General features: G+C 53.8%; 19 protein-coding genes. 11 read left to right on the top strand and 8 right to left on the bottom strand.

The window, feature by feature from the left end; genetic code table 11:
- Positions 1-11 precede the first annotated feature (11 nt).
- A complete protein-coding gene (cyoE, locus tag NSS64_RS02175) occupies positions 12-944 on the bottom strand; it encodes a heme o synthase (protein ID WP_340938268.1) in 933 nt (310 codons plus the stop codon).
- 206 nt (positions 945-1,150) lie between these two features.
- Between cyoE and NSS64_RS02170 the strand changes: the two genes are divergently transcribed.
- Together NSS64_RS02170 and NSS64_RS02165 are read left to right on the top strand one after the other, a co-directional pair.
- A complete protein-coding gene (locus NSS64_RS02170; RefSeq protein ID WP_340938266.1) occupies positions 1,151-2,155 on the top strand; it encodes a metal-dependent hydrolase in 1,005 nt (334 codons plus the stop codon).
- 232 nt (positions 2,156-2,387) lie between these two features.
- The gene (locus NSS64_RS02165) at positions 2,388-2,579 is read left to right on the top strand and encodes a hypothetical protein (protein ID WP_340938264.1); all 192 of its coding nucleotides are present in this window, start codon (positions 2,388-2,390) and stop codon (positions 2,577-2,579) included.
- 1 nt (position 2,580) lies between these two features.
- Here the strand turns inward: NSS64_RS02165 and trpS are convergent, their stop codons facing one another.
- The gene (gene trpS, locus NSS64_RS02160; protein WP_340938262.1) at positions 2,581-3,570 is read right to left on the bottom strand and encodes a tryptophan--tRNA ligase; all 990 of its coding nucleotides are present in this window, start codon (positions 3,568-3,570) and stop codon (positions 2,581-2,583) included.
- Between the two features lie 447 nt (positions 3,571-4,017).
- On the opposite strand from trpS, the gene NSS64_RS02155 reads away from it, so the two are divergent.
- Positions 4,018-4,989 (top strand): aldose 1-epimerase, encoded by a 972-nt coding sequence (locus NSS64_RS02155; protein ID WP_341139069.1) that lies wholly within the window; start codon positions 4,018-4,020, stop codon positions 4,987-4,989.
- Positions 4,990-5,091: 102 nt separating this feature from the next.
- Positions 5,092-5,325, top strand: coding sequence for an alpha/beta-type small acid-soluble spore protein (locus tag NSS64_RS02150; protein ID WP_036701727.1), 234 nt, complete (start codon positions 5,092-5,094; stop codon positions 5,323-5,325).
- A 114-nt stretch (positions 5,326-5,439) separates the two neighbouring features.
- Here the strand turns inward: NSS64_RS02150 and NSS64_RS02145 are convergent, their stop codons facing one another.
- Together NSS64_RS02145 and NSS64_RS02140 are read right to left on the bottom strand one after the other, a co-directional pair.
- Positions 5,440-5,853 carry a hypothetical protein gene (locus NSS64_RS02145; protein WP_036722066.1) on the bottom strand — a complete coding sequence of 138 codons (414 nt, stop codon included), beginning with the start codon at positions 5,851-5,853 and terminating at the stop codon, positions 5,440-5,442.
- A 353-nt stretch (positions 5,854-6,206) separates the two neighbouring features.
- On the bottom strand, positions 6,207-8,006 hold the full coding sequence (locus NSS64_RS02140) for a M3 family oligoendopeptidase (RefSeq protein ID WP_341139068.1): 1,800 nt from the start codon (positions 8,004-8,006) through the stop codon (positions 6,207-6,209).
- Positions 8,007-8,111: 105 nt separating this feature from the next.
- Between NSS64_RS02140 and NSS64_RS02135 the strand changes: the two genes are divergently transcribed.
- Together NSS64_RS02135 and NSS64_RS02130 are read left to right on the top strand one after the other, a co-directional pair.
- Entirely contained in the window at positions 8,112-8,303 is a 192-nt protein-coding gene (locus tag NSS64_RS02135; protein ID WP_036722071.1) for a YycC family protein, read from the top strand.
- On the top strand, positions 8,300-8,530 hold the full coding sequence (locus NSS64_RS02130) for a hypothetical protein (RefSeq protein WP_340938257.1): 231 nt from the start codon (positions 8,300-8,302) through the stop codon (positions 8,528-8,530). The genes NSS64_RS02135 and NSS64_RS02130 overlap by 4 nt, the downstream gene beginning before the upstream one ends.
- Before the next feature lie 120 nt (positions 8,531-8,650).
- Here the strand turns inward: NSS64_RS02130 and NSS64_RS02125 are convergent, their stop codons facing one another.
- Together NSS64_RS02125 and NSS64_RS02120 are read right to left on the bottom strand one after the other, a co-directional pair.
- Entirely contained in the window at positions 8,651-9,367 is a 717-nt protein-coding gene (locus NSS64_RS02125; RefSeq protein ID WP_341139067.1) for a DUF2225 domain-containing protein, read from the bottom strand.
- Between the two features lie 17 nt (positions 9,368-9,384).
- The gene (locus tag NSS64_RS02120) at positions 9,385-9,768 is read right to left on the bottom strand and encodes a globin domain-containing protein (RefSeq protein WP_036722077.1); all 384 of its coding nucleotides are present in this window, start codon (positions 9,766-9,768) and stop codon (positions 9,385-9,387) included.
- A gap of 439 nt (positions 9,769-10,207) precedes the next feature.
- Here NSS64_RS02120 and ylbJ point away from each other — a divergent pair, with 439 nt between their 5' ends.
- The 4 genes from ylbJ (at position 10,208) to NSS64_RS02100 (ending at position 15,246) form a co-directional block, all read left to right on the top strand.
- A complete protein-coding gene (gene ylbJ, locus NSS64_RS02115; RefSeq protein ID WP_341139066.1) occupies positions 10,208-11,479 on the top strand; it encodes a sporulation integral membrane protein YlbJ in 1,272 nt (423 codons plus the stop codon).
- Positions 11,480-11,611: 132 nt separating this feature from the next.
- Positions 11,612-12,409 carry an NAD kinase gene (locus tag NSS64_RS02110; protein ID WP_341139065.1) on the top strand — a complete coding sequence of 266 codons (798 nt, stop codon included), beginning with the start codon at positions 11,612-11,614 and terminating at the stop codon, positions 12,407-12,409.
- Positions 12,410-12,581: 172 nt separating this feature from the next.
- Positions 12,582-13,760 carry a stalk domain-containing protein gene (locus tag NSS64_RS02105; RefSeq protein WP_341139064.1) on the top strand — a complete coding sequence of 393 codons (1,179 nt, stop codon included), beginning with the start codon at positions 12,582-12,584 and terminating at the stop codon, positions 13,758-13,760.
- A gap of 34 nt (positions 13,761-13,794) precedes the next feature.
- On the top strand, positions 13,795-15,246 hold the full coding sequence (locus tag NSS64_RS02100) for a S41 family peptidase (RefSeq protein ID WP_340938250.1): 1,452 nt from the start codon (positions 13,795-13,797) through the stop codon (positions 15,244-15,246).
- Positions 15,247-15,500: 254 nt separating this feature from the next.
- Here NSS64_RS02100 and NSS64_RS02095 read toward each other — a convergent pair whose 3' ends face one another.
- Together NSS64_RS02095 and lipA are read right to left on the bottom strand one after the other, a co-directional pair.
- On the bottom strand, positions 15,501-16,253 hold the full coding sequence (locus tag NSS64_RS02095; protein WP_340938248.1) for a YutD family protein: 753 nt from the start codon (positions 16,251-16,253) through the stop codon (positions 15,501-15,503).
- Positions 16,254-16,645: 392 nt separating this feature from the next.
- Entirely contained in the window at positions 16,646-17,551 is a 906-nt protein-coding gene (gene lipA / locus NSS64_RS02090) for a lipoyl synthase (RefSeq protein ID WP_341139063.1), read from the bottom strand.
- 233 nt (positions 17,552-17,784) lie between these two features.
- Between lipA and NSS64_RS02085 the strand changes: the two genes are divergently transcribed.
- Positions 17,785-18,894 (top strand): M23 family metallopeptidase, encoded by a 1,110-nt coding sequence (locus tag NSS64_RS02085; protein ID WP_341139062.1) that lies wholly within the window; start codon positions 17,785-17,787, stop codon positions 18,892-18,894.
- The last annotated feature ends 16 nt before the right edge of the window (positions 18,895-18,910 follow it).

Genomic DNA, 18,910 nt, shown 5'->3' with positions numbered 1-18,910 from the left:
CCTAAGAATGCTTACACATGAATGGTATTCAGCACAAGGGCAATCAGACTTAAGGTCAGATAGTTAATGGAGAAGAGGAAGCTTTTCTTCGCCCAGACCTCATCATCCTTTGCCTTGAATCCGATGAGGGTTAAGTAGAGCCAGCCAACCGACAAGACCAGTGATACAATCAGATAATAAATACCTGCATAATCATAGGCGTACATCAGCACAGGCACCGGAAGCAGCAGCGCCACATAAGGAATCATCTGGAATTTGGTGCGGCGCGTCCCCTTGACAACCGGAAGGAGCGGGAATCCTGCAGCCCGGTATTCCTCCTTGCGGCGGATGCCAAGCGCCCAGAAATGGGGCGGCTGCCACAGAAAGAGCATTGCGAACAGCAGCCAGGCGCCGAGATCCACTGTTCCTGTAACAGCCACATAGCCGATGACAGGAGGCATGGCCCCCGAGATCGCACCTACCGAGGTGCTCCAGGTAGAGGTTCTTTTGAGCCAAAGGGTGTACACTACAACATATACGAACATGCCGACTATGCCGAACAATCCGGCCAGCACGCCGCAGAATGCGAACAGTACGGCCAGCCCGGCAATGCCGAGTCCAATGCCATAGATAAGTACCGTTGTCGGCTTCAGCCTGCCTGTAGGCAGCCCGCGTTCCCGTGTCCGTTCCATCTTCATATCCAAATCGCGGTCAAAATAATTATTGAAGACACAGGCTGAAGCCATGACCAGCATGGTGCCGAGCAAAGTCAGAATCAGACGGCCATACTGTACATCCCAGCCTGATGCCACCCAGTAGCCTGCGAAGGCCGCAATCAGATTGGAGCGGATAATGCCGGGCTTCGTAACGGTAATAAAGTCGCGCCAGCTTGCACCTTCCGGTGGAGACTTGGCAGACATTGATGCGGAATCAGAAGAAGCTTGATATCTCAATTGATTGTCCACGTATCGGGTTCCTCCTTCTAGGGAACTTCTTACACTCCGCTATTAACTTTATCATAGCAAACTGGGAAAGACTTTGACAATCATTGACCAAGATGTTCATTAATTCGACAATTACGTGACGATATTTATTTCCCCGTCCTTAAATAACTTAGCCCAATAATGGGTAGTTATTAATAGAGAACTTCCGTACAAAGGAGATCTGACTAATGGATACTGCCACACATTTTGTTATGGGACTTGGACTTGCAGGTCTGTCCTTCGTCGATCCGCTCGTCGCTTCGAACGGTACGCTTGCCGGAGCGGTGATGGTAGCTACTGTACTGGCTTCTCAGGCACCGGATGCCGATACCGCCCTTCGTCTGAAGGATAACGCGGTATACATCCGCAATCACAGGGGGATCACCCATTCCCTGCCCTTCTTACTGCTGTGGCCGGCATTGATCACCGTGGTCATCGGGCCGTTGTTCGGTTTCACGGACCTGAGCACCTTAAGCCATATCGCGCTCTGGAGCTTCATCGGCGTTGCCGTCCATGTATTCTCCGATCTGTTCAACACCTACGGGACTCAGGCCGCACGCCCGTTCACCGAGAAATGGATCGCCTGGAACATCATCCATATCTTCGATCCGTTTATCTTCGGCAGCCATGCAGCGGCGATTATTCTCTGGATCAGCGGAATGGTGCCGCCCGCTCCCCTGTTCATCACCTTGTATGCCTGCATCGTCTTGTACTACATCTGGCGGACCCTCGTTCATGCCCGCATTACTCGCAGCATCAAGAACAAGGATGTTCACCATAGTGCAGGCGACCGTTACTATGTGATCCCGACCATTTCGCCAACGCGGTGGAATCTGGTCAAAGCCAAGCCGGACGGCAGCTACAATGTCGGGCTGCTGAACAGCGGGCGGCTGGAATGGTTCAAGCATGCGGTGTGCTCCACTCACCCCGCCGTCGAGCATTCCAAATCCCATCCGGATATCCAGGCCTTCCTGTACTTCACCTCGTACGCTGTCGCGGAGGTGGAGGAGCTGCCCTCTGGTTATATTGTACGCTGGGGAGATGTCCGTTATTTACACCGTAAGCAATTCCCGTTCGTGGCTGTGCTGGTCATGGACCATGAGTATAGACCGCTGAATACTTATGTCGGCTGGCTGAGCAGCGAGAAGCTGGATGAGCGCTTCGCCGTTGATCCGGGAACCGTCAAGCTGTAGCAGGTTAGCACAGGTTATCACTATGTAGAGGGCTGTCCCGGAAGCCAGGAATGAATTGGCTGCTTGGGGCAGCCCTCTTGACGTAACGGGACCGCATAAGGCACAATCAACAACAAAAGCGGTTACAATTCAAAGCCTATATACGCTCACTTTACGTAAAATCCCGGCATGCTGCGAGGCACACCGGGATTCACTTGTACACTATTTGAAGCAGAAAGGAAGGCTGGAATATATGGGTAAAGGTCTGTCACTGTGGTTCGCCTGCTCTTCAATTCTACTCCTCACAGCAGCTTCCATCTCGATCAGCTATAACATTTGGCTGGCGCTGCTGCTCGGCGCGCTGTGCGTGCTTAACATCGGCTGGGGCTTCATCGTCAAGGCCAGGCTGAGACGCAAGGCGGAGAGCAACCAGCCTGCCCCTTAACTTAACGGGTAGGCAGGAAGCCCATCCGTTCCTTCACGCCCTCCAGCGTACGGGCGGCACTTATGCGTGCACTTTCGGCACCCTGAGCCAGAATATCGCTGAGCATCCCTGAGCTCCGGATGTCCTGATATCTTTGCTGGATTGGCTCCAGCAGCGCTACGACCGCTTCAGCCAGCTCTTTTTTGAAGCCGCCGTACATTTGGCCTTCATATTTGTCGGCAATCTGCTGCAGGCTCATTCCCGAGCACTCGGCATAGATGCTCATCAGATTGCTGATCTCCGGCTTAGCCGCCGGGTCGAAAATAACCTCACGGCCGGAATCCGTTGTGGCCCGGCTAATCTTTTTGCGGATTACATCAGGCGGGTCCAGGAGTCCGATTCTGCTGCCGGGGTTGGGATCGCTTTTGCTCATCTTCTTGGTGCCGTCATCCAGGGACATGATCCGCGCCCCGACCTCCGGAATGTACGGCTCAGGGACGGTGAAGAAGTCACCGAACCGGTGATTGAAGCGTCCCGCCAGGTCACGTGTCAGCTCCAGATGCTGCTTCTGATCTTCGCCTACCGGTACCAGATCCGCATTGTAGACCAGAATGTCGGCGGCCATCAGCGACGGATAGACGAACAGACCAGCGCCCACGGATTCTTTGCCGGCCGACTTATCCTTGAACTGTGTCATCCGTTCCAGCTCCCCCATGGCAGTGAGCGTAGTCAGAATCCAGCCCAGCTCGGCATGCTGCGGCACATGGGACTGCATATAGACATGTGCGATCGATGGATCAATGCCTGCAGCCAGATACAGCGCGGCTACCGATTCCGAATTCTCGCGCAGAGCTGCGGGGTCCTGGGCTACCGTAATGGCATGCAGATCGACCACCATGAAGTAACATTCGTATTCCTTTTGAAGCTTGACGAAATTCTTGATTGCCCCGATATAATTACCTAGTGTGAGTGAACCGCTGGGCTGTATGCCCGACAATACTTTTTTAGCCATCCTCTTATCCTCCATCATCATTATAATTGTCCGCTGGCGCAAGGAACGCAAAAAGGCCCCACATCCGCAAGGGACGTGAGACCGTGGTACCACCCTTATTCGCTGCCTGGAGTCCCCGGAGGGATCTATGCAAACAGCCTTGGCTTCCGTTAACGGGGAAGAGACGGCCGGTCTACTTAAGGCTTCTGCAGCCTGTTCGAGCGCGGCGCTCAAGGGTCCATTCAGTCAGAGGTGCACCACCGGTTCACATCAGCCACCGGCTTTCTGGAGGTACAGTCCATGCTTACTTGTCCCTGTCATCGCGTTACCTGTGTTAATTGATGCCTCCATCATAGATCGGCCCGGAGAAGTTGTCAAATCCCTAACCTCCGCCGGATAAATCTGGTATGATAAAGGTATTCGTGTGTATGTAATCTGATTACAGCTTATCAAAGGAGCATATCTCTTATGAAACAGGTGACCAAAGGGCAATGGAACGGTTATGATACGTATATTTTGCATAGCCGGGAACTGGAAGTCACGCTTCTGCCCCGGCTGGGTAATAACGTAATTTCATTATGGGACCGCACCATGGAGCGGCAGATCCTCCGTCAGCCTGAAGAAAGCGACTTGGCATCATATATGCAGAAGCCTTATCACTTCGGCCTCCCGCTTCTTGTGCCGCCTGGCCGCATACGCGGCGGAAGCTTCCTCTTCGACGGCACAAGCTATCAGTTCGACCGGAATGCGGGAGAACATCATATTCACGGGCTGCACCGTGCCCAGTCTTGGTGTGTCAGTGATATTGAGGAGGACGAGTTCGGCTGCGCGGTCACCACTGAGTTCATAACCACGGATGATCCCGAGTGGATCAGACAATTCCCCGAGCCGCTGAAGCTTGAAATGACCTTCCGGCTTCAGGATGACCGGCTGCAGCAGACGCTTAAGGTCACTCATCTCGGCAGCAAGCGTGTTCCTTTTGGCGCAGGCTACCATACCTGGTTCATGCTTGACGGAACGCCGTCCCGCTGGAATGTTACCCTTCCTGCCGGAGCCGTCTGCGAGCTGAGTGAGGAGCTCCTGCCTACCGGACAGCTATTGCCGCTCGGAGAGCTTACGGGCCTGCACACCCGGCTGAATCTTCAAGGTGCGGACTTGGATACCATCCTGCGTATAGCAGAGGGCCAGCCTGCCGAGGCCGTGCTGATGCGGGATGATGGATACGGGCTGCGTTACTCAGCCGATCCTGACTTCTTCCGCCACTGGATTCTCTATACCAAAGGCGAGGCCGACCAGTTCCTGTGCATTGAACCGCTCACCTGGCTCCCGGATGCACCTAATCTCCAGCAGGACGCCTCTGCTACCGGGCTGATCACGCTTGAACCCGGACAGACGCTAGTGCTGGGAGGCACCCTGCAGATGATCTACCCGCAACGATAAATTTCATAATAATTACCATCCTATAAAACTTCAACATCCGTGCATGAATTCTCCCTCCCGCGCTCATACTATCTTCACAACGGGCGAAGGAGGTGAGCACACATGGGTCAAGCAGGTCAACAAAGTCGTGGTAGCCGTTCTAACAACCTGGTCGTTCCTCAAGCGAATGCAGCGCTGCAGCAGTTGAAATATGAAGCAGCACAAGAGCTTGGAGTAACTATCCCGGCTGACGGTTATTATGGGAACTATACTTCCCGCGAAACAGGTTCTTTGGGAGGATATATCACCAAACGTCTGGTGCAACTGGCAGAGCAACAACTGTCCGGTCGTTCGTAATCGCTACCTTATCTTTACAAACCGTCTAAGCCGTGAGGCATAGACCGAGCAGCTTCACAGCCCTCCCGCGCTTCTCGTCGAAGCGCAGGGGGGCTTTTCTATATGTATATAGAATCAGCCGAAGGATTGATCCGAGACATCGCCGTGGCTGCTGCGCGGATAGCGGATCATCAGATTCGCCATATTGTAATTGGACTCCAGCGTGGCATCTACCACCACCATTCCCTGGCGTACAGCAAATTCGTAGCTGATCTCTCCATGTGTCCACCGTTTCTTATATTTCAGGCTCTCCAGCGCCATGACGCGGAAGGAGGATTGCTGACCTGAAGTCAGCCCCTCCTGCCCGGCTGCGAAGCTTCCGCTGCGTCCGGCGAGCGGATTGTGGCGGACCCCGAACTTGCCGATGATATTATTCCTGATCTGTACAAATACGGTCCCTGAATTCAGTCCTGACAATTCCTCCTGCAGCTCATGAAATACCAGATCCATCTGTCTTGCAAGCGATAATTGTTCCGTCCTCACATGCATTTCCTCCTAAAAGTCTTGTGGGTGATGCAGCCTCATGGCTCTGCTTCACACAACACTTGCTTCGTAAGCAGTTGTTTGAATTTTGTGGGTCTAGCAGCGCTTATATAAGGCTTTAGGCTCATTATAGGTTACTAATTAAACACGTACAACATTATTCAACATAATTGGGTTATAATCCCTATAAATGCGCAAATTATTTAGTGTTAATAGCAAAATACAAACTTTTGTCGCCATTTATCGACAAATAAACAGCATAAAAAGACCCCGAAACCGGGGTCTTTGCGCATTCACACCATATTCAACCGCCATCATTTTACTGCAAAAAAACAATTCGTCTCATTTCCGACAAATTCTTAGCCACGTTGTTCCGTCATTTCCAGGAATTCGTTAATATCGGCAACGATTAAATCCGCAGCCCCCTGCCAGAAATCCGGCTTGGACAGATCAACGCCCAGATGCTTCGACACCAGATCCTCCAGCGTCATCACTCCGGTATCCTGCAGCAGGCTGTCATATTTACCGGCAAAGGAAGCCCCTTCCTCCAGCGCGAGCCGGTATAGACCTGTGCTGAACATATACCCTACCGTATACGGGAAGTTGTAGAACGGCACGTCTGTGATATAGAAATGAAGCTTCGACGCCCAGAAATGAGGATGATATTCGGAGAGGACCCCGCAGAAGGCTTCCTTCTGGGCTTCCTCCATCAGCGCAGATAATTCCTCACTGCTTACAAGGCCTGCCTTGCGCTTCTCATAGAAGCGGGTCTCGAACAGGAAGCGGGCATGGATATTCATGAAGAACGCCACACTGTTCTGGATCTTCGCTTCAAGCAGCGCCAGCTTCTCTTCGCTGTCCGACGCAGATTTCACCTGAGCATCCGACACAATAACCTCCGCGAAGGTTGAAGCTGTCTCCGCCACGTTCATCGCATAGTTCTGGTTGAACAGCGGCTGGTCCTCCAGCAGGAAAGAATGATAGGCATGGCCCAGCTCATGCGCAAGGGTGGACACATTGGATGGCGTACCGCTGTAGGTCATGAATATACGGGATTCCTTGCTCTCCGGGAAGGAGACGCAGAAGCCCCCCGGACGCTTCGCGGCCCGGTCTTCGACCTCGATCCAATCCTTGTCGAAGGCGCGTTCGGCGAAATCCGCCAGCTTCGGACTGAATTTGCGGAACTGGGTCACGATGTCGGCGGCTGCCTGTTCATAGGGAATTTTGCCGGAGGATTTGCCCACTGGCGCATCCACATCGACCCAGGCGAGTGATTCCAGACCCAGAATTTCCGCCTTGCGCTTCAGATAAGATACCAGGGCAGGCTTGCTCTTCGTGATTACCTCCCACATGACATCCAGGGTCTCGCGGGACATCCGGTTGATGCCCAGCGGCTCCTTCAGCACATCCTCCCAGCCGCGGCCCTTGTACAGCTTCAGGCGGAAGCCTGCCAGATGGTTCAAGGTATCTGCACAATAGTCGGCCGCCCCGCCCCAGGCCTCTTCCCATTTGCGGAACATCGTACTGCGGACCTCAGGATTCTCATCCGCCAGCTTGTTGAAGGCTTGCCCGGCAGAGAGCAGCTTCTGCTCCCCGTCTTCTTCACAAGGAATCTGGATCTGTCCGACAATCGTCTCATAATGCTCGCTCCAGCCATGATAGCCGTCAACGGCAAGCTCAAGCGCCAGGCTCTCCAGCTCAGGGCTCATCTTCTCACGGGCCAGATTCCGGCTCTCACTGAGCACGAAACTCAGCGGGGCAATCTCCGGCCGGGCCATCCACTCGGCCCATACCGCGTCAGAGGTCTGACGGAGCACGTTATCGAAGGCAGCGCTGATGCCCTCATAACCGGCGCGCAGCCCCGTTACCTTGGAGGACAGTCTCACCGCCCCTTTGTCGAGCTGATTCTGTGCTCCCAGACAGCCGGCGAATTCCGAGGCCTGTGTAAGGCGTCCGGCACAGCTCTGCAGCAGCTCAATGACCGGGTCCAGCCCCTTCGTTGAAGCCGCATCAGCCGGTGCGGCAGCGGCAGCCACCTGTGTGCGCAGGAGCTCAATATCGGATTCGAGCTGGCTGAGGAAGCTCTCAAACTGCGGGGAGGCAGAGCCTCCCGGAAAAATCGATTCCAGCTCCCATGTCAGTGATAACGGTTGTTTCATATATACTCACCATTCCTTCGTTATAGAGTAGTTTTCTTTGTATTTGCGGTACAGCCATGGTAAAGTGAATCATGATACTCCACTAATTGTAAGGAGGGCATCCTAATGAAGCCACTGCAAATATCGCCGGAGACGGCCATCACCTTATCGAAACAACTCGGCGTTCCGCTGGAACACCTGATGCATATGCCCCAACATATCCTGCTGCAAAAGATCGCTGAATTATCCAAGAAAGCTGCTAGCGAGACCCCCGAAGGCAGCGTGCCTGCTCCCTCTGACGAGAAGGACAAGCAATGATCCCCTTCAGCCATACCTGGCCTTATGACATTATTCTTGGCGACATGTACGTGCAATACTGCCCCTTCTGCGACCATGAGAATGTTCTTCTGCCGATGAAACCCAAGGAGCTGCAGCACGTGCGTGACGGCAAAAAAAAGCTGCTGGTCTTTCCCTGCTGCAGTGCAAGTCCCACCGTCATTGATAATGACAATGACTACTTGTTGTTTGACCGGGCGGTCCGCTAAACGCGGTTGTCCGGCAGTTCGCCCCGCTTAAGCGGGCAGAGGCGTAGAAGAGGCATCCCTTCTACGCCTTTTTGCGTTCCGGTATACCGGATAGACACTCTGACACCCTCATTCCGCCTTCTATGTACCTGCGGGAAGCCCGTCCGGATCAACGTCCAGCCCGCGCATCTGCTCACGCAGAATGGCCCATTGCTCGCGCGAAGCCCGGATCATGGCCGCGTCCGTAATCCGCTGGTCATTAATGACCCTTGAGAACCACCGCACAGCAGCGGCGAACTCCCCGATCCGGCGGTTCAACTCACCAATCAGATACATCAGCCGCGCATCATTACCACCGGATGAATCATTCTCGAACACCTTCACATACTCGTCCAGCGAATAGGCCAGGAAACGCTTCTCCTGCACCGAATCCCCTTGATAACGGTACAGCCAGGCAATATGGTGAAGCAGGCTGGCAATAATACGTTCCTTGTCCTTAATGCTCTGCGCGCAGATCAGCGCCAGCTTGTACGTCTCCAGAGCCTCCTCCCAGCTACGCTTCTCTCCGAAGTCGCGGGCTTGCCACCGTCTTCCTACTTGTGCATCGAAGGACTTCCGCTGCCAGTCAGCCAGCTTGTCCGCTGAATTCTCCGTGGAGGCAAAGCCGCACTTCGGACAGACCCGGACCACATAATAATCGGGATTCTCCGCCTTGTAATAGGAGCAGAAGTCCGCATCGCGGCGGATGGCCTTCTTCAGGCTGGGACGTACTCTTGAGGTTGAAAATTCATGTTCACAGTTACAGCAGGTAACCTTAATCGAGTAAAGCGGTATTAATTCCGGCACGGGTGCCCTCATCCTTTCACAACTACACTTTATTCATGGGGCATATTGACAAAATGATGGGCGGGACCCGCCAGCCGGCTCAGAACAAACGTACGCAGGGACTCCTCCACACCAATCTCTTCCAGCGCCGCCTTCATGCAGGCGAGCCAATCCTCCGCCAGAGCAGGAGTGATGGGGACATGCATATGTCTGGCTCTCATCATGGGATGGCCGTGCTGCTCGGAGAACAGGGCAGGGCCTCCAAAGAATTGGCTCAAGAACTGATATTGCTTCTCCAGCACCGGAGTAATATCTTCAGGGAATAACGGGCTGAGCTGCGGGTGAAGCTGCACCTTGGCATAGAACACAGTCACCAGACGGTGAATTCCCTCAGCGCCTCCCAGGCTGTCATACAGGCTCTCTTTCGGATTCATTTGGAGGTTTCGCCTTCTTCCGTATTAATCTGATAAGCAGTTGCTTATCATTATACCAAAAAACAGGCTGCACAGTTATCCCTGCCTTAAGACATGCCTGCTAAGCCTATGAAAATAAAAATTTGAACAAAAAAAGGCGCCAAACCGGAGTTCAGCGCTCGTAAGCTAATCAGTATGTTCTAAAATCTTCATCACCAGGCGGGACAAGGGAGACCCGGATCACATATACAAAAGCACAAACGAGCACTCCGGCAACCACACTCATCACCATCACTCCATCCCTGAAAATCCATCTCAACAAGATGTGCATTAATTAAGTTTATAATACCATAATTTCAGTGAAAAAGCACCGGTAAATGTAACCGTTTTCCTCGTTTTTTTGTGCTGTTTGTCCAGCTTTCGGCATACAACTAAGCATAGAACTGGAGGCGAGAAACCGATGACTCTGAACAAAATCGCAAGCCCGCTGCTCGGGATCGTGCTGGCGGGCTGTATGCTGCTGATGCTGGTCCATCCCGCTAGCTCTCTGGATGCGGCGCTGCGCGGGCTCGCCGTCTGGTGGGATGTGCTGTTTCCCTCGCTGTTCCCGTTCTTCGTCATTTCTGAAATTATGCTGGGCTTCGGCATCGTCCATCTCTTCGGCGCTCTGCTTGATCCGCTGATGCGCCCGCTCTTCAATATACCCGGCAGCGGCGGCTTCGCCCTAGCAATGGGATATGTATCAGGATACCCTGTCGGCGCGAAATTAACCGCCAAGCTGCGCGAGCAGGGAATGATTAGCAGAATCGAAGGCGAGCGGCTTGTCGCCTTCACGACCTCCTCGGACCCGATTTTCCTGCTGGGCGCAGTCTCTGTCGGATTCTTTCACGATGCCTCTCTGGGGCTTGTGCTTGCCCTTGCCCATTACGGGGGAGGGCTCATCGTAGGTCTGCTGATGTCCTTCCATGGCCGGGGCAGGCCGGAAGCAGCAGCTGAGAACACCGCCCTCCCCCATTCAGGCAGCTCTTCTGCATCTCCGGAAGGACAAGGCCCCGGAAGGCTGCGGACTGCCCTGAACGCGATGGCACATGCACGCCGGGTAGACGGCAGAAGTCTCGGCGAGCTGCTGAAGAGTGCCGTTACCTCCTCACTCCAGCTTATTATTGTTGTCGGCGGGCTGGTTGTGTTCTTCAATGTGCTGATGGAGCTGCTCGCCCGTGCCGGCGTAATGTCCGCTCTGTTCAGCATGACCGGACGCCTGCTGTCGCTGGCCGGCTTCCCGCCTGAGCTCTCAGCCGCCTTGGTCAGCGGCTTATTCGAAGTGACGCTCGGCGCCCGGTCGGCGGGCGAAGCTGCCGGAGGCGTTCCGCTGCAGTTCAAGGCAGCGGCGGCAGCGTTCATCCTCTCCTGGGGCGGCTTGTCGGTTCATGCGCAGGTCGCCAGTATCTTGAACGGTACCGGTCTGCGCTATCTCCCGTTCATGGCCGCCCGCCTGGTGCATGCCCTGCTCTCAGCGGTTCTGCTTCTCCTGCTCTGGAAGCCGGTAGTCAGCTCGGGACTGGCCGGTCAGTGGTCCGTACTACCCGCCGCTTCCGGGCTGGCCGCTCCAGAAGCTGCCCTGATCAGCAGCATCAGCCTGCTTTGCCTTCTGCTTGCAGTCATGCTGGCCCTGTCACTGGTAGTCTTTCTGCTGGGAAAGCTGTGGCGGCAATCTTATGCGCACCGCAGCTAATTCGATATGTCACGGCTCTACTGATGCAGCACTGAAGCGGATTCCGGCTTTTCACAGCGCTAATATTGTGTTCGGGGTCAAGATTGATTATGATCGGTGTATGACTGAATTACACAAAGGAGCCTGTACACCTTGAGATATTATGTTCTGGACCGCGGAGATGAATTATCCATCCAACTAGCGGAGCAATTTCACAAGCTGGCGCAAGGCCGGAATCTGGAGCTGGATGCCAAGTCACCGGAAATCGTGATCTCTATTGGCGGTGACGGCACGATGCTGCACGCTTTTCATACGTTTATCGATCAGATCCCGAACCTCGCATTTGTTGGCGTGCATACCGGCCATTTGGGCTTCTATGCGGACTGGCAGGCCGAAGAGCTGCCGTCCCTGATTAATTACATGTGCGGAGAGGTTGGGCCGCATAAACCCCGTATCGTACAGTACCCGCTGCTCGAACTGGAAATACATAAGAAATCCGGCTCCAGCAAGCACATTGCCCTGAACGAATTCACCCTTAAGGGCGTGGACGGGACGGTTGTGATCCAGGTGGATATTAATGATGTGACCTTTGAGATGTTCCGCGGGGACGGCCTGTGTGTATCCACACCCTCCGGCAGTACCGCTTATAACAAAAGTCTGGGAGGCGCTATGGTGCACCCCTCGATCGAGGCGCTGCAGATTGCTGAAATTGCCTCCATTAATAACCGGGTATTCCGGACCATGGGCTCGCCGCTAATGCTGCCCAAGCATCATCACTGCGATATCTTCTCGCGCAAGGATCAGCGCCTGCTGCTGACCATTGACCATAATAATATTCCGGTGGATGATCTGATTTCGGTACGTGCTCAGGTCGCGGATCACAAAATCAGCTTCGCCCGTTACCGCCCTTTCCCGTTCTGGAACCGTGTCCGGGAGGCCTTCTTGGTCTAGTTAGTATATGCCTGTAAAGCCGGAGATGCCCCCGATCTCCGGCTTTATCATGCCGGCTGACGGCAACTCTATTGAGCCTGGAAGTAACCCTTAGAATAAATAGACAGACGGAATTTCCAAATGGTATAATGGTTCTATTTTACAAAGTTTTCTATTTGAAGGAGCGAATCTATTGAAGAAATTAGTATCCCTGCTAGGCATCAGCCTGCTGGCTCTTGTGCTGGCGGTTCCCGCTTTTGCCGCAGACAAACCCATTAAAGTGTATATTAACGGCAGTAATCTTGCCTTCACAGCAGGCACTCCATATCTGAAGAATAATACGGTGCTTGTGCCTTTCCGCGTTGTTTTTGAGAAGCTTGGCCTGCAGGTGCTGTGGGACTCCAAGACGGGCACGGTAACCGGCACCGGAACAGGGCTGGATATCAGCCTTAAGGTAGGCAGCAAGCGGGCCAGCGTCAACGGAACCGTCAAGCAGCTTACAGTCGCTCCTGTATCGAACGCCGGGACCACTTACATACCCTTGCGCTTCATTGCCGAAGCCACCGGGGGCACAGCGGTCTGGGATGCAGCCAGCCGCAGCGTGAAGATCACCGTATCGCCGTCCTCCGCCTCCAGTGAGCAGGAGATCAAGGCTATCATTCACTTAGCTAACCAATATTATAATGAAGAGAAGGCCAGCAGCTTCTATTCGCTTGTCGATGCAGGGTCAGACAAAACGGAAGCTGTAAGCAATATGAATGCCCAGTTCGAGCTATATGACATCAAGAACACGATTGAGAGTCTTAAAGTTCTCAGTGTTACAGGCAATGAAGCTACGGTCTATACTGTCGAAAAAGCAGTACGAACCGGCGGTTATTATACTCCGGATGAGCAATACGAATATTTATATACGCTGACCCGTCAAGGCGGCGCGTGGAAGATCTCCGAAATGGAGCTGCAGGAATCCTCTGTGCTGCTGACGCGCGAACAAGGCATGAAGCCCGCTGTGCTTCCACAGGGTGATCAGACCGGGATTAAGGATACGCTGAGCAAATACTACCAGGGTATGAATGACCGTAATATAGATAACGTCCTTGCCGTGATGACCTCGTACGGGGAGGAGAATGATAATTCGTACAAAGATGAGCTGCGTGATTATTTCATCAGCTACGAGCTGAGTTATACGGTATCCACCTCCAATGTCTTCTACTACACTGACTATGAAGCAGCAGTCTATGCGGAAGTGGTGATTACGGACGGTGAATCGAAGGAGACCTATACCGAGTCTCTGATCCTCCTGCTCTCGAAGCCGGAGAGCGGGGCCTGGACGATCGACACTACTTATCATATCGGCTTCGACGCGCAGTCCTAAATTCAAAAATTCATCTAAAGGATGTAATGAACTCATGAAATCAGCCAAAATCGTTACCGCACTCTTAAGCGGCTGTCTGGCGCTATCCATCGCCTGGGCCCCTGCGGCTTCAGCGGCAGATGCTGCTGCCTCTACAGAAGCGGCGCAAGCCTCGAAGACGGAGATCATCAATGAAATTATGCAATATCTGGAGTATTACAACGTTGAGGGTGTGGACCAGGATACACTTATCCGCGGTGCAATTGACGGTATGGTAAGCACATTGGACGATCCTTATAGCCAATACTTCACGAAGGAGGAGGCTGCTGACTTCGGTCATCAGGTCGATCTGGAATATGTCGGCATCGGTGTCCGGCTGATGTATACGGCCAAAGAGCTATATATTGAAGAGGTCATGAGCGGTTCACCGGCCGAGGCCGCGGGGCTAAAGCGCGGCGACTCCATTCTCAAGATCAATGGCGTGCGGGTGGCTGATACGAACGGCGATGAGCTGAGCGGCAAAGCGGGCACGAAGGTCTCTCTGCTGATTCAAAGAAACGGAGCTAACAAATCCTATACGGTTACCCGCAGCGAGATTGCTACAAGCTCCGTAACCAGCAAGATGCTTAGCTCCAAAATCGCCTACATCTCCATCAACGGCTTCACCCAGACTGCCGATGAGGAATTCTCCGCAGCACTGGACAAAATGCGTTCAGGCGGCATGAAATCGCTGGTTCTTGATCTGCGAGATAATACGGGCGGTTACATGGACAGCGCCCAGAATATCGTCTCGAAGTTCATGGATGCCGGCATTATGATGTACACCTCCGATCAGACCGGTACACTGAAGCCGGTCGCAATTACAAACGGCAGCAAGATCGGCGTGCCTGTGGTCGTATTGACCAATGAGTATACGGCCAGCGCCTCCGAAGCCTTAACCGGTGCACTTCGTGACAACAAGCTGGCTACAGTTGTAGGCACGCGCTCCTACGGAAAGGCCCGGATTCAGAGCCTGATTCCCATGTCCGGCGGCGGCGAGCTGAAGCTGACCACCATGAAGTATCTGACTCCGAACAAGGAGGACTTCAACCATATCGGGCTTGCGCCTGATATCGAGGTCAAGGGCAAAACTGCCCAGTTGATTACCGCTCTGCAAATTGCCGGAATGAAAGAGATTGTCGCGTCTGGTGACCATCATATTCTGGATATCAACGGCACTGCTTTTGCCGGTAATGTAGGTCTGATCAAGCAGGGCGATAAAGTGTATGCCGCCTCCCGTGTCCTCGCCGCGCTAGTGGAGAATGAGGTCTCCTGGGATGCCAAGAACAAAAAGGTAATGCTGACCACCGGCGCCGGTAACGTATCCGGGTTCACCCTGGCCTCCAAGGAGGCGCTGTTCCAGGACGGAGAGTCCTTCATCGAGCTGAATGCCTTCAAGAAAAAGTTCCCTGCGCTCGTATGGAGCTACAATGCTTCACTGAAACAGCTGAAATTAGCTGTGAAATAGAATCTGCCCGCTTACGGGGGCATCCGGTAAAAACAGGGGCATTAGTGCCCCTGTTTTTGCTTATTTGTGCTTCGTTCGGCCCATGCGCGGTAGCATCAGCTCACCGACTGTATGCTGTTTTTCGCATACATTTGGCCCGTGCCCTCTCGCCCGCCCATTGAATTAGAAAAAGCCCCTTCAGCTAATGTGCTGAGGAGGCTTTTTAAGTTACATTGAGAAACCGGGGGTACATGCTGTCCCCCTTGGCTATCGTTCTAGTTGTCCTGCTTGCTCTGGTTATTGTCTGGTCTGTCCTGCTTGTTCTGGTTACTATCCTGTCTGTTCTGGTTCTGGTTCTGGTTGTCCTGCTTCTCCGGTCTATCCTGCTTATTCTGATTCTGGTTATCCTGCCTGTTGGGTCTTTTCGGATTGTGTTCTCTGTTCTGCTTAGAGTTAGGATTACCCTGATTTCCGCCCTGGCCTCTGCCCTGGAACTCTTTATGGTTCTTCTTGCCCTGGCCTTCTTTGTTGCGGTGATTGCGGCTCTGGTGCTCACGCACCGGTCTGTCCTTGGTTGCATGCTCCCGGCCAGAGCCGCCTGCGGCATCCCTGTCCCGGCCTGTACCCTTCGTCTGCGGCTCCCGGTGTTCTTTTACCGTTACCACCTGTTCAGCATCCTGCTCCAGATCCTCGTCTAGCCCCGGCTCCGGGATTTCCTTGATCAGAATATCCTTGAAGCTTCCCTCCTGCGGAGACTCCTTCAGCTTATGCAGCACAAAGTACGCACAACCAAAGTTACAGTATTCGTTAATATAATCCACCATGCCTGAGATGGCCGTGTCGCGGTTCACTTTAGGGTGATTATCCCGGTAAAAGCCTTTGAGGCGCAATTGGCTGTAGCCCCAGTCACCGATGATATAATCGTACCGCTCCAGCACTTCGCTGTATCTTCCGCGAAAAGCCTCCGGGTTCCAGCCATCCTTATGATCGAGCATCAGCTCGTAACCTTTTCCACCTATAACGATCAAGCGTGTGTCGCCTGCCTTTCAATGAGAAATGGGGGGGCGTTGATAAGCCGTCATTCCGCGGGATTTTGAATTTCCGGCCGCTGTTGTGGTCTGATTTCCTCATTTATCCGCTGAGCGGTTGAAATCAGACCACAAAGGCGGACGCTGCCGCTCCTACAATTTCAAAATCCCTCTCCATGACTCCATCAACGTGAAGGGGTGGTATAACCGTACACCCCAGGACCTCGTCGCTACGCAGCTTCGGTCCTTTCCCCTTTTGTAACAAAAGAAATCTACATCATAAACCAAAACATAAAATCAAAACCTATTTTCTGTGACTCCGTCACGCGGCAAACTTGTTTACACAAGTTTTTATAAAATCGAACCCAACGAAAATAGACTAAAAGACCTACCTATGCCTGTGAAACGGAACGCGCCTCACGGGCCACGGCAGCAGACTTCACCTGCTCATGGGCACGATAAGAGCTGCGCACCAGCGGGCCGGCCTCCACATGGCTGAAGCCGCGCTTCAGGCCCTCTTCCTTCAGCACCGCGAACTCCTCGGGCGGATAGTATTTCTCCACATTCAGATGCTTCGGCGAAGGCTGAAGATATTGTCCTAATGTCAATATATCACAATCTACGGCTCTAAGGTCATCCATCGCCTGCAGAATCTCATCCCACTCCTCACCGACGCCAAGCATAATACTCGATTTGGTCGGAATCTCCGGCTTCATCTCCTTGGCCCGGCGCAGCAGCTCCAGGGAACGGCGGTATTTGGCACGGGCCCGGACACGGTCTGACATCCGCTCCACGGTCTCGATATTGTGGTTCAGGATATCCGGATTACTGTTCATCACGGTCTCCAGGCTCGCGCGGTCTCCCAGGAAATCAGGAATCAGCACTTCTATACTGCATAGAGGAAGGCGCTTACGGATCGCGGACACCGTCCCGGCAAAAATCGCCGCACCCCCATCCTTCAGATCATCGCGGGCCACGCTCGTAACCACACAATGCTTAAGCTGCATCCCCTCGGCAGCCTCTGCCACACGTTCCGGCTCCAGCAGGTCCAGCTCGGTCGGCAGGCCTGTATTCACCGCACAGAAGCGGCAAGCGCGCGTACAAATACCCCCCAGAATCATGAAGGTCGCCGTGCGGTTCGCCCAGCATTCATAAATATTCGGGCAGCGTGCTTCCTCGCATACGGTATGTAACGTCTTCGAGCGCATCATACCCTTGATTTCCTGATATTCCTCACCGGTGGTTAACTTGATTTTGATCCAGTCTGGCTTGGGCTGTTTGGCTGTTCGATTAGTCAAAGTGATGAGACCCCGCTTTCGATCTGAATGTCATGTCAATTTATTTCACAGTCAAAAGTTGCTGCCTCATATTATAGCATGTGAAGTAGTCCTTTGCCTGTTTTTGTGAACCTTGGAGCAGTCATGGATAAAAAAAGTCCTTTTGCTTCAATCTAAAGAAAAGCACCTGGCCCGGGTGCCGCTTCCGCAAACATATATGCAATTCATGCGTCCAAACGCAGGAGGATGAGATCATGCTGGCCTTATTAAATAGCCCCTACACCCGCAGAACCTTGATGTGCATGTCTGCCGCCGCCCTGCTCTGGAGCGGTAGTCCTGCCGAAAGCACCCAAGCTGCCCGTTATCATAAAATTCCCGAACTGAGCTCGGGCAGTCCTGCTCCCGCAGACAGCAAAGAGACTGCCGCCGCTGACCGCAAGCAGCTCTTTGAGCAGATGGGCGCGGCAACCGGCATCCCCTGGTACCGCTTCGCTGCCATCGATCAGTACGAACGGTCCATCGCCAGGAAAAGCAAAAAAACAGCCGCCGCAGAAAGCCCTGCTGCAGCGGCTAAGCCACGGCTTACCGGAATTATGATTCCGGCGCCCGTATGGTCCGGTCCGCTGAATCCGGATCAGGACGACAAGCAGCCAGAGTCGATCCGCTTCTTCGGCGGCTTCGGGCTGGACGGCTCGGGAGACGGCATCGCCGATCCCGAGAGCGATGCGGATGTGCTCTACAGCATGGCCCGCCACTTGCTCAAGTACGGGGATTCCGCTACGGATTTCAATATAGGGATCTGGGAGTATTATCACAACGGGCGGGCCGCCCAGCGCGTCTCCCAGTTCGCCAAGCTATATGAGCATTTCGGACGGCTGGATCTGTCCGGCAGTGCATTTCCGCTGCCGATAGGGACCAATTATGCCTACCGCAGCACCTGGGGAACCGGCCGGAGCTGGGGCGGCGCGCGCATTCATGAAGGCACGGATCTGTTCGCGCCGCATGGCTTGACGGTGCGCAGCACCTGCTTCGGCATTGTGGAGACCAAGGGCTGGAACCGCTACGGCGGATGGCGCATCGGTATCCGCGATATCGAGAACCGCTACCATTATTATGCCCACCTGATGGGGTATGAGAAGTCCCTGCTGCGCGGGGATATTGTCACTCCGGGGCAGACCATCGGCTGGGTCGGCAGCTCCGGCTACGGCAGCCCGGGCACACAGGGCAAGTTCCCGCCCCACCTGCATTATGGCATCTACCGTGACCGCGGCATTACGGAGTGGGCCTTCGATCCTTATCCGCTGCTCAAGCAATGGGAGAACAAGGAATTCCGGCTGCTGAGACTGAACAAAAAGAAGAAATAACACCTGCCTGCTGCGC

Origin of the sequence: Paenibacillus sp. FSL H8-0122 (genome assembly GCF_038005345.1) — a bacterium.
Taxonomy (GTDB): Bacteria; Bacillota; Bacilli; order Paenibacillales; family Paenibacillaceae; genus Paenibacillus_AQ.
This window is presented reverse-complemented; position numbering and strand designations above follow the sequence as displayed.

What these genes read in the sequence shown, in the direction of transcription:
- NSS64_RS02170 (WP_340938266.1), top strand. Translation starts at nt 1,151, where the DNA reads ATGGATACTGCCACACATTTTGTTATGGGACTTGGACTTGCAGGTCTG.
- NSS64_RS02165 (WP_340938264.1), top strand. Translation starts at nt 2,388, where the DNA reads ATGGGTAAAGGTCTGTCACTGTGGTTCGCCTGCTCTTCAATTCTACTC.
- trpS (WP_340938262.1), bottom strand. Translation starts at nt 3,570, where the DNA reads ATGGCTAAAAAAGTATTGTCGGGCATACAGCCCAGCGGTTCACTCACA.
- NSS64_RS02155 (WP_341139069.1), top strand. Translation starts at nt 4,018, where the DNA reads ATGAAACAGGTGACCAAAGGGCAATGGAACGGTTATGATACGTATATT.
- NSS64_RS02150 (WP_036701727.1), top strand. Translation starts at nt 5,092, where the DNA reads ATGGGTCAAGCAGGTCAACAAAGTCGTGGTAGCCGTTCTAACAACCTG.
- NSS64_RS02145 (WP_036722066.1), bottom strand. Translation starts at nt 5,853, where the DNA reads ATGCATGTGAGGACGGAACAATTATCGCTTGCAAGACAGATGGATCTG.
- NSS64_RS02140 (WP_341139068.1), bottom strand. Translation starts at nt 8,006, where the DNA reads ATGAAACAACCGTTATCACTGACATGGGAGCTGGAATCGATTTTTCCG.
- NSS64_RS02135 (WP_036722071.1), top strand. Translation starts at nt 8,112, where the DNA reads ATGAAGCCACTGCAAATATCGCCGGAGACGGCCATCACCTTATCGAAA.
- NSS64_RS02130 (WP_340938257.1), top strand. Translation starts at nt 8,300, where the DNA reads ATGATCCCCTTCAGCCATACCTGGCCTTATGACATTATTCTTGGCGAC.
- NSS64_RS02125 (WP_341139067.1), bottom strand. Translation starts at nt 9,367, where the DNA reads ATGAGGGCACCCGTGCCGGAATTAATACCGCTTTACTCGATTAAGGTT.
- NSS64_RS02120 (WP_036722077.1), bottom strand. Translation starts at nt 9,768, where the DNA reads ATGAATCCGAAAGAGAGCCTGTATGACAGCCTGGGAGGCGCTGAGGGA.
- ylbJ (WP_341139066.1), top strand. Translation starts at nt 10,208, where the DNA reads ATGACTCTGAACAAAATCGCAAGCCCGCTGCTCGGGATCGTGCTGGCG.
- NSS64_RS02100 (WP_340938250.1), top strand. Translation starts at nt 13,795, where the DNA reads ATGAAATCAGCCAAAATCGTTACCGCACTCTTAAGCGGCTGTCTGGCG.
- NSS64_RS02085 (WP_341139062.1), top strand. Translation starts at nt 17,785, where the DNA reads ATGCTGGCCTTATTAAATAGCCCCTACACCCGCAGAACCTTGATGTGC.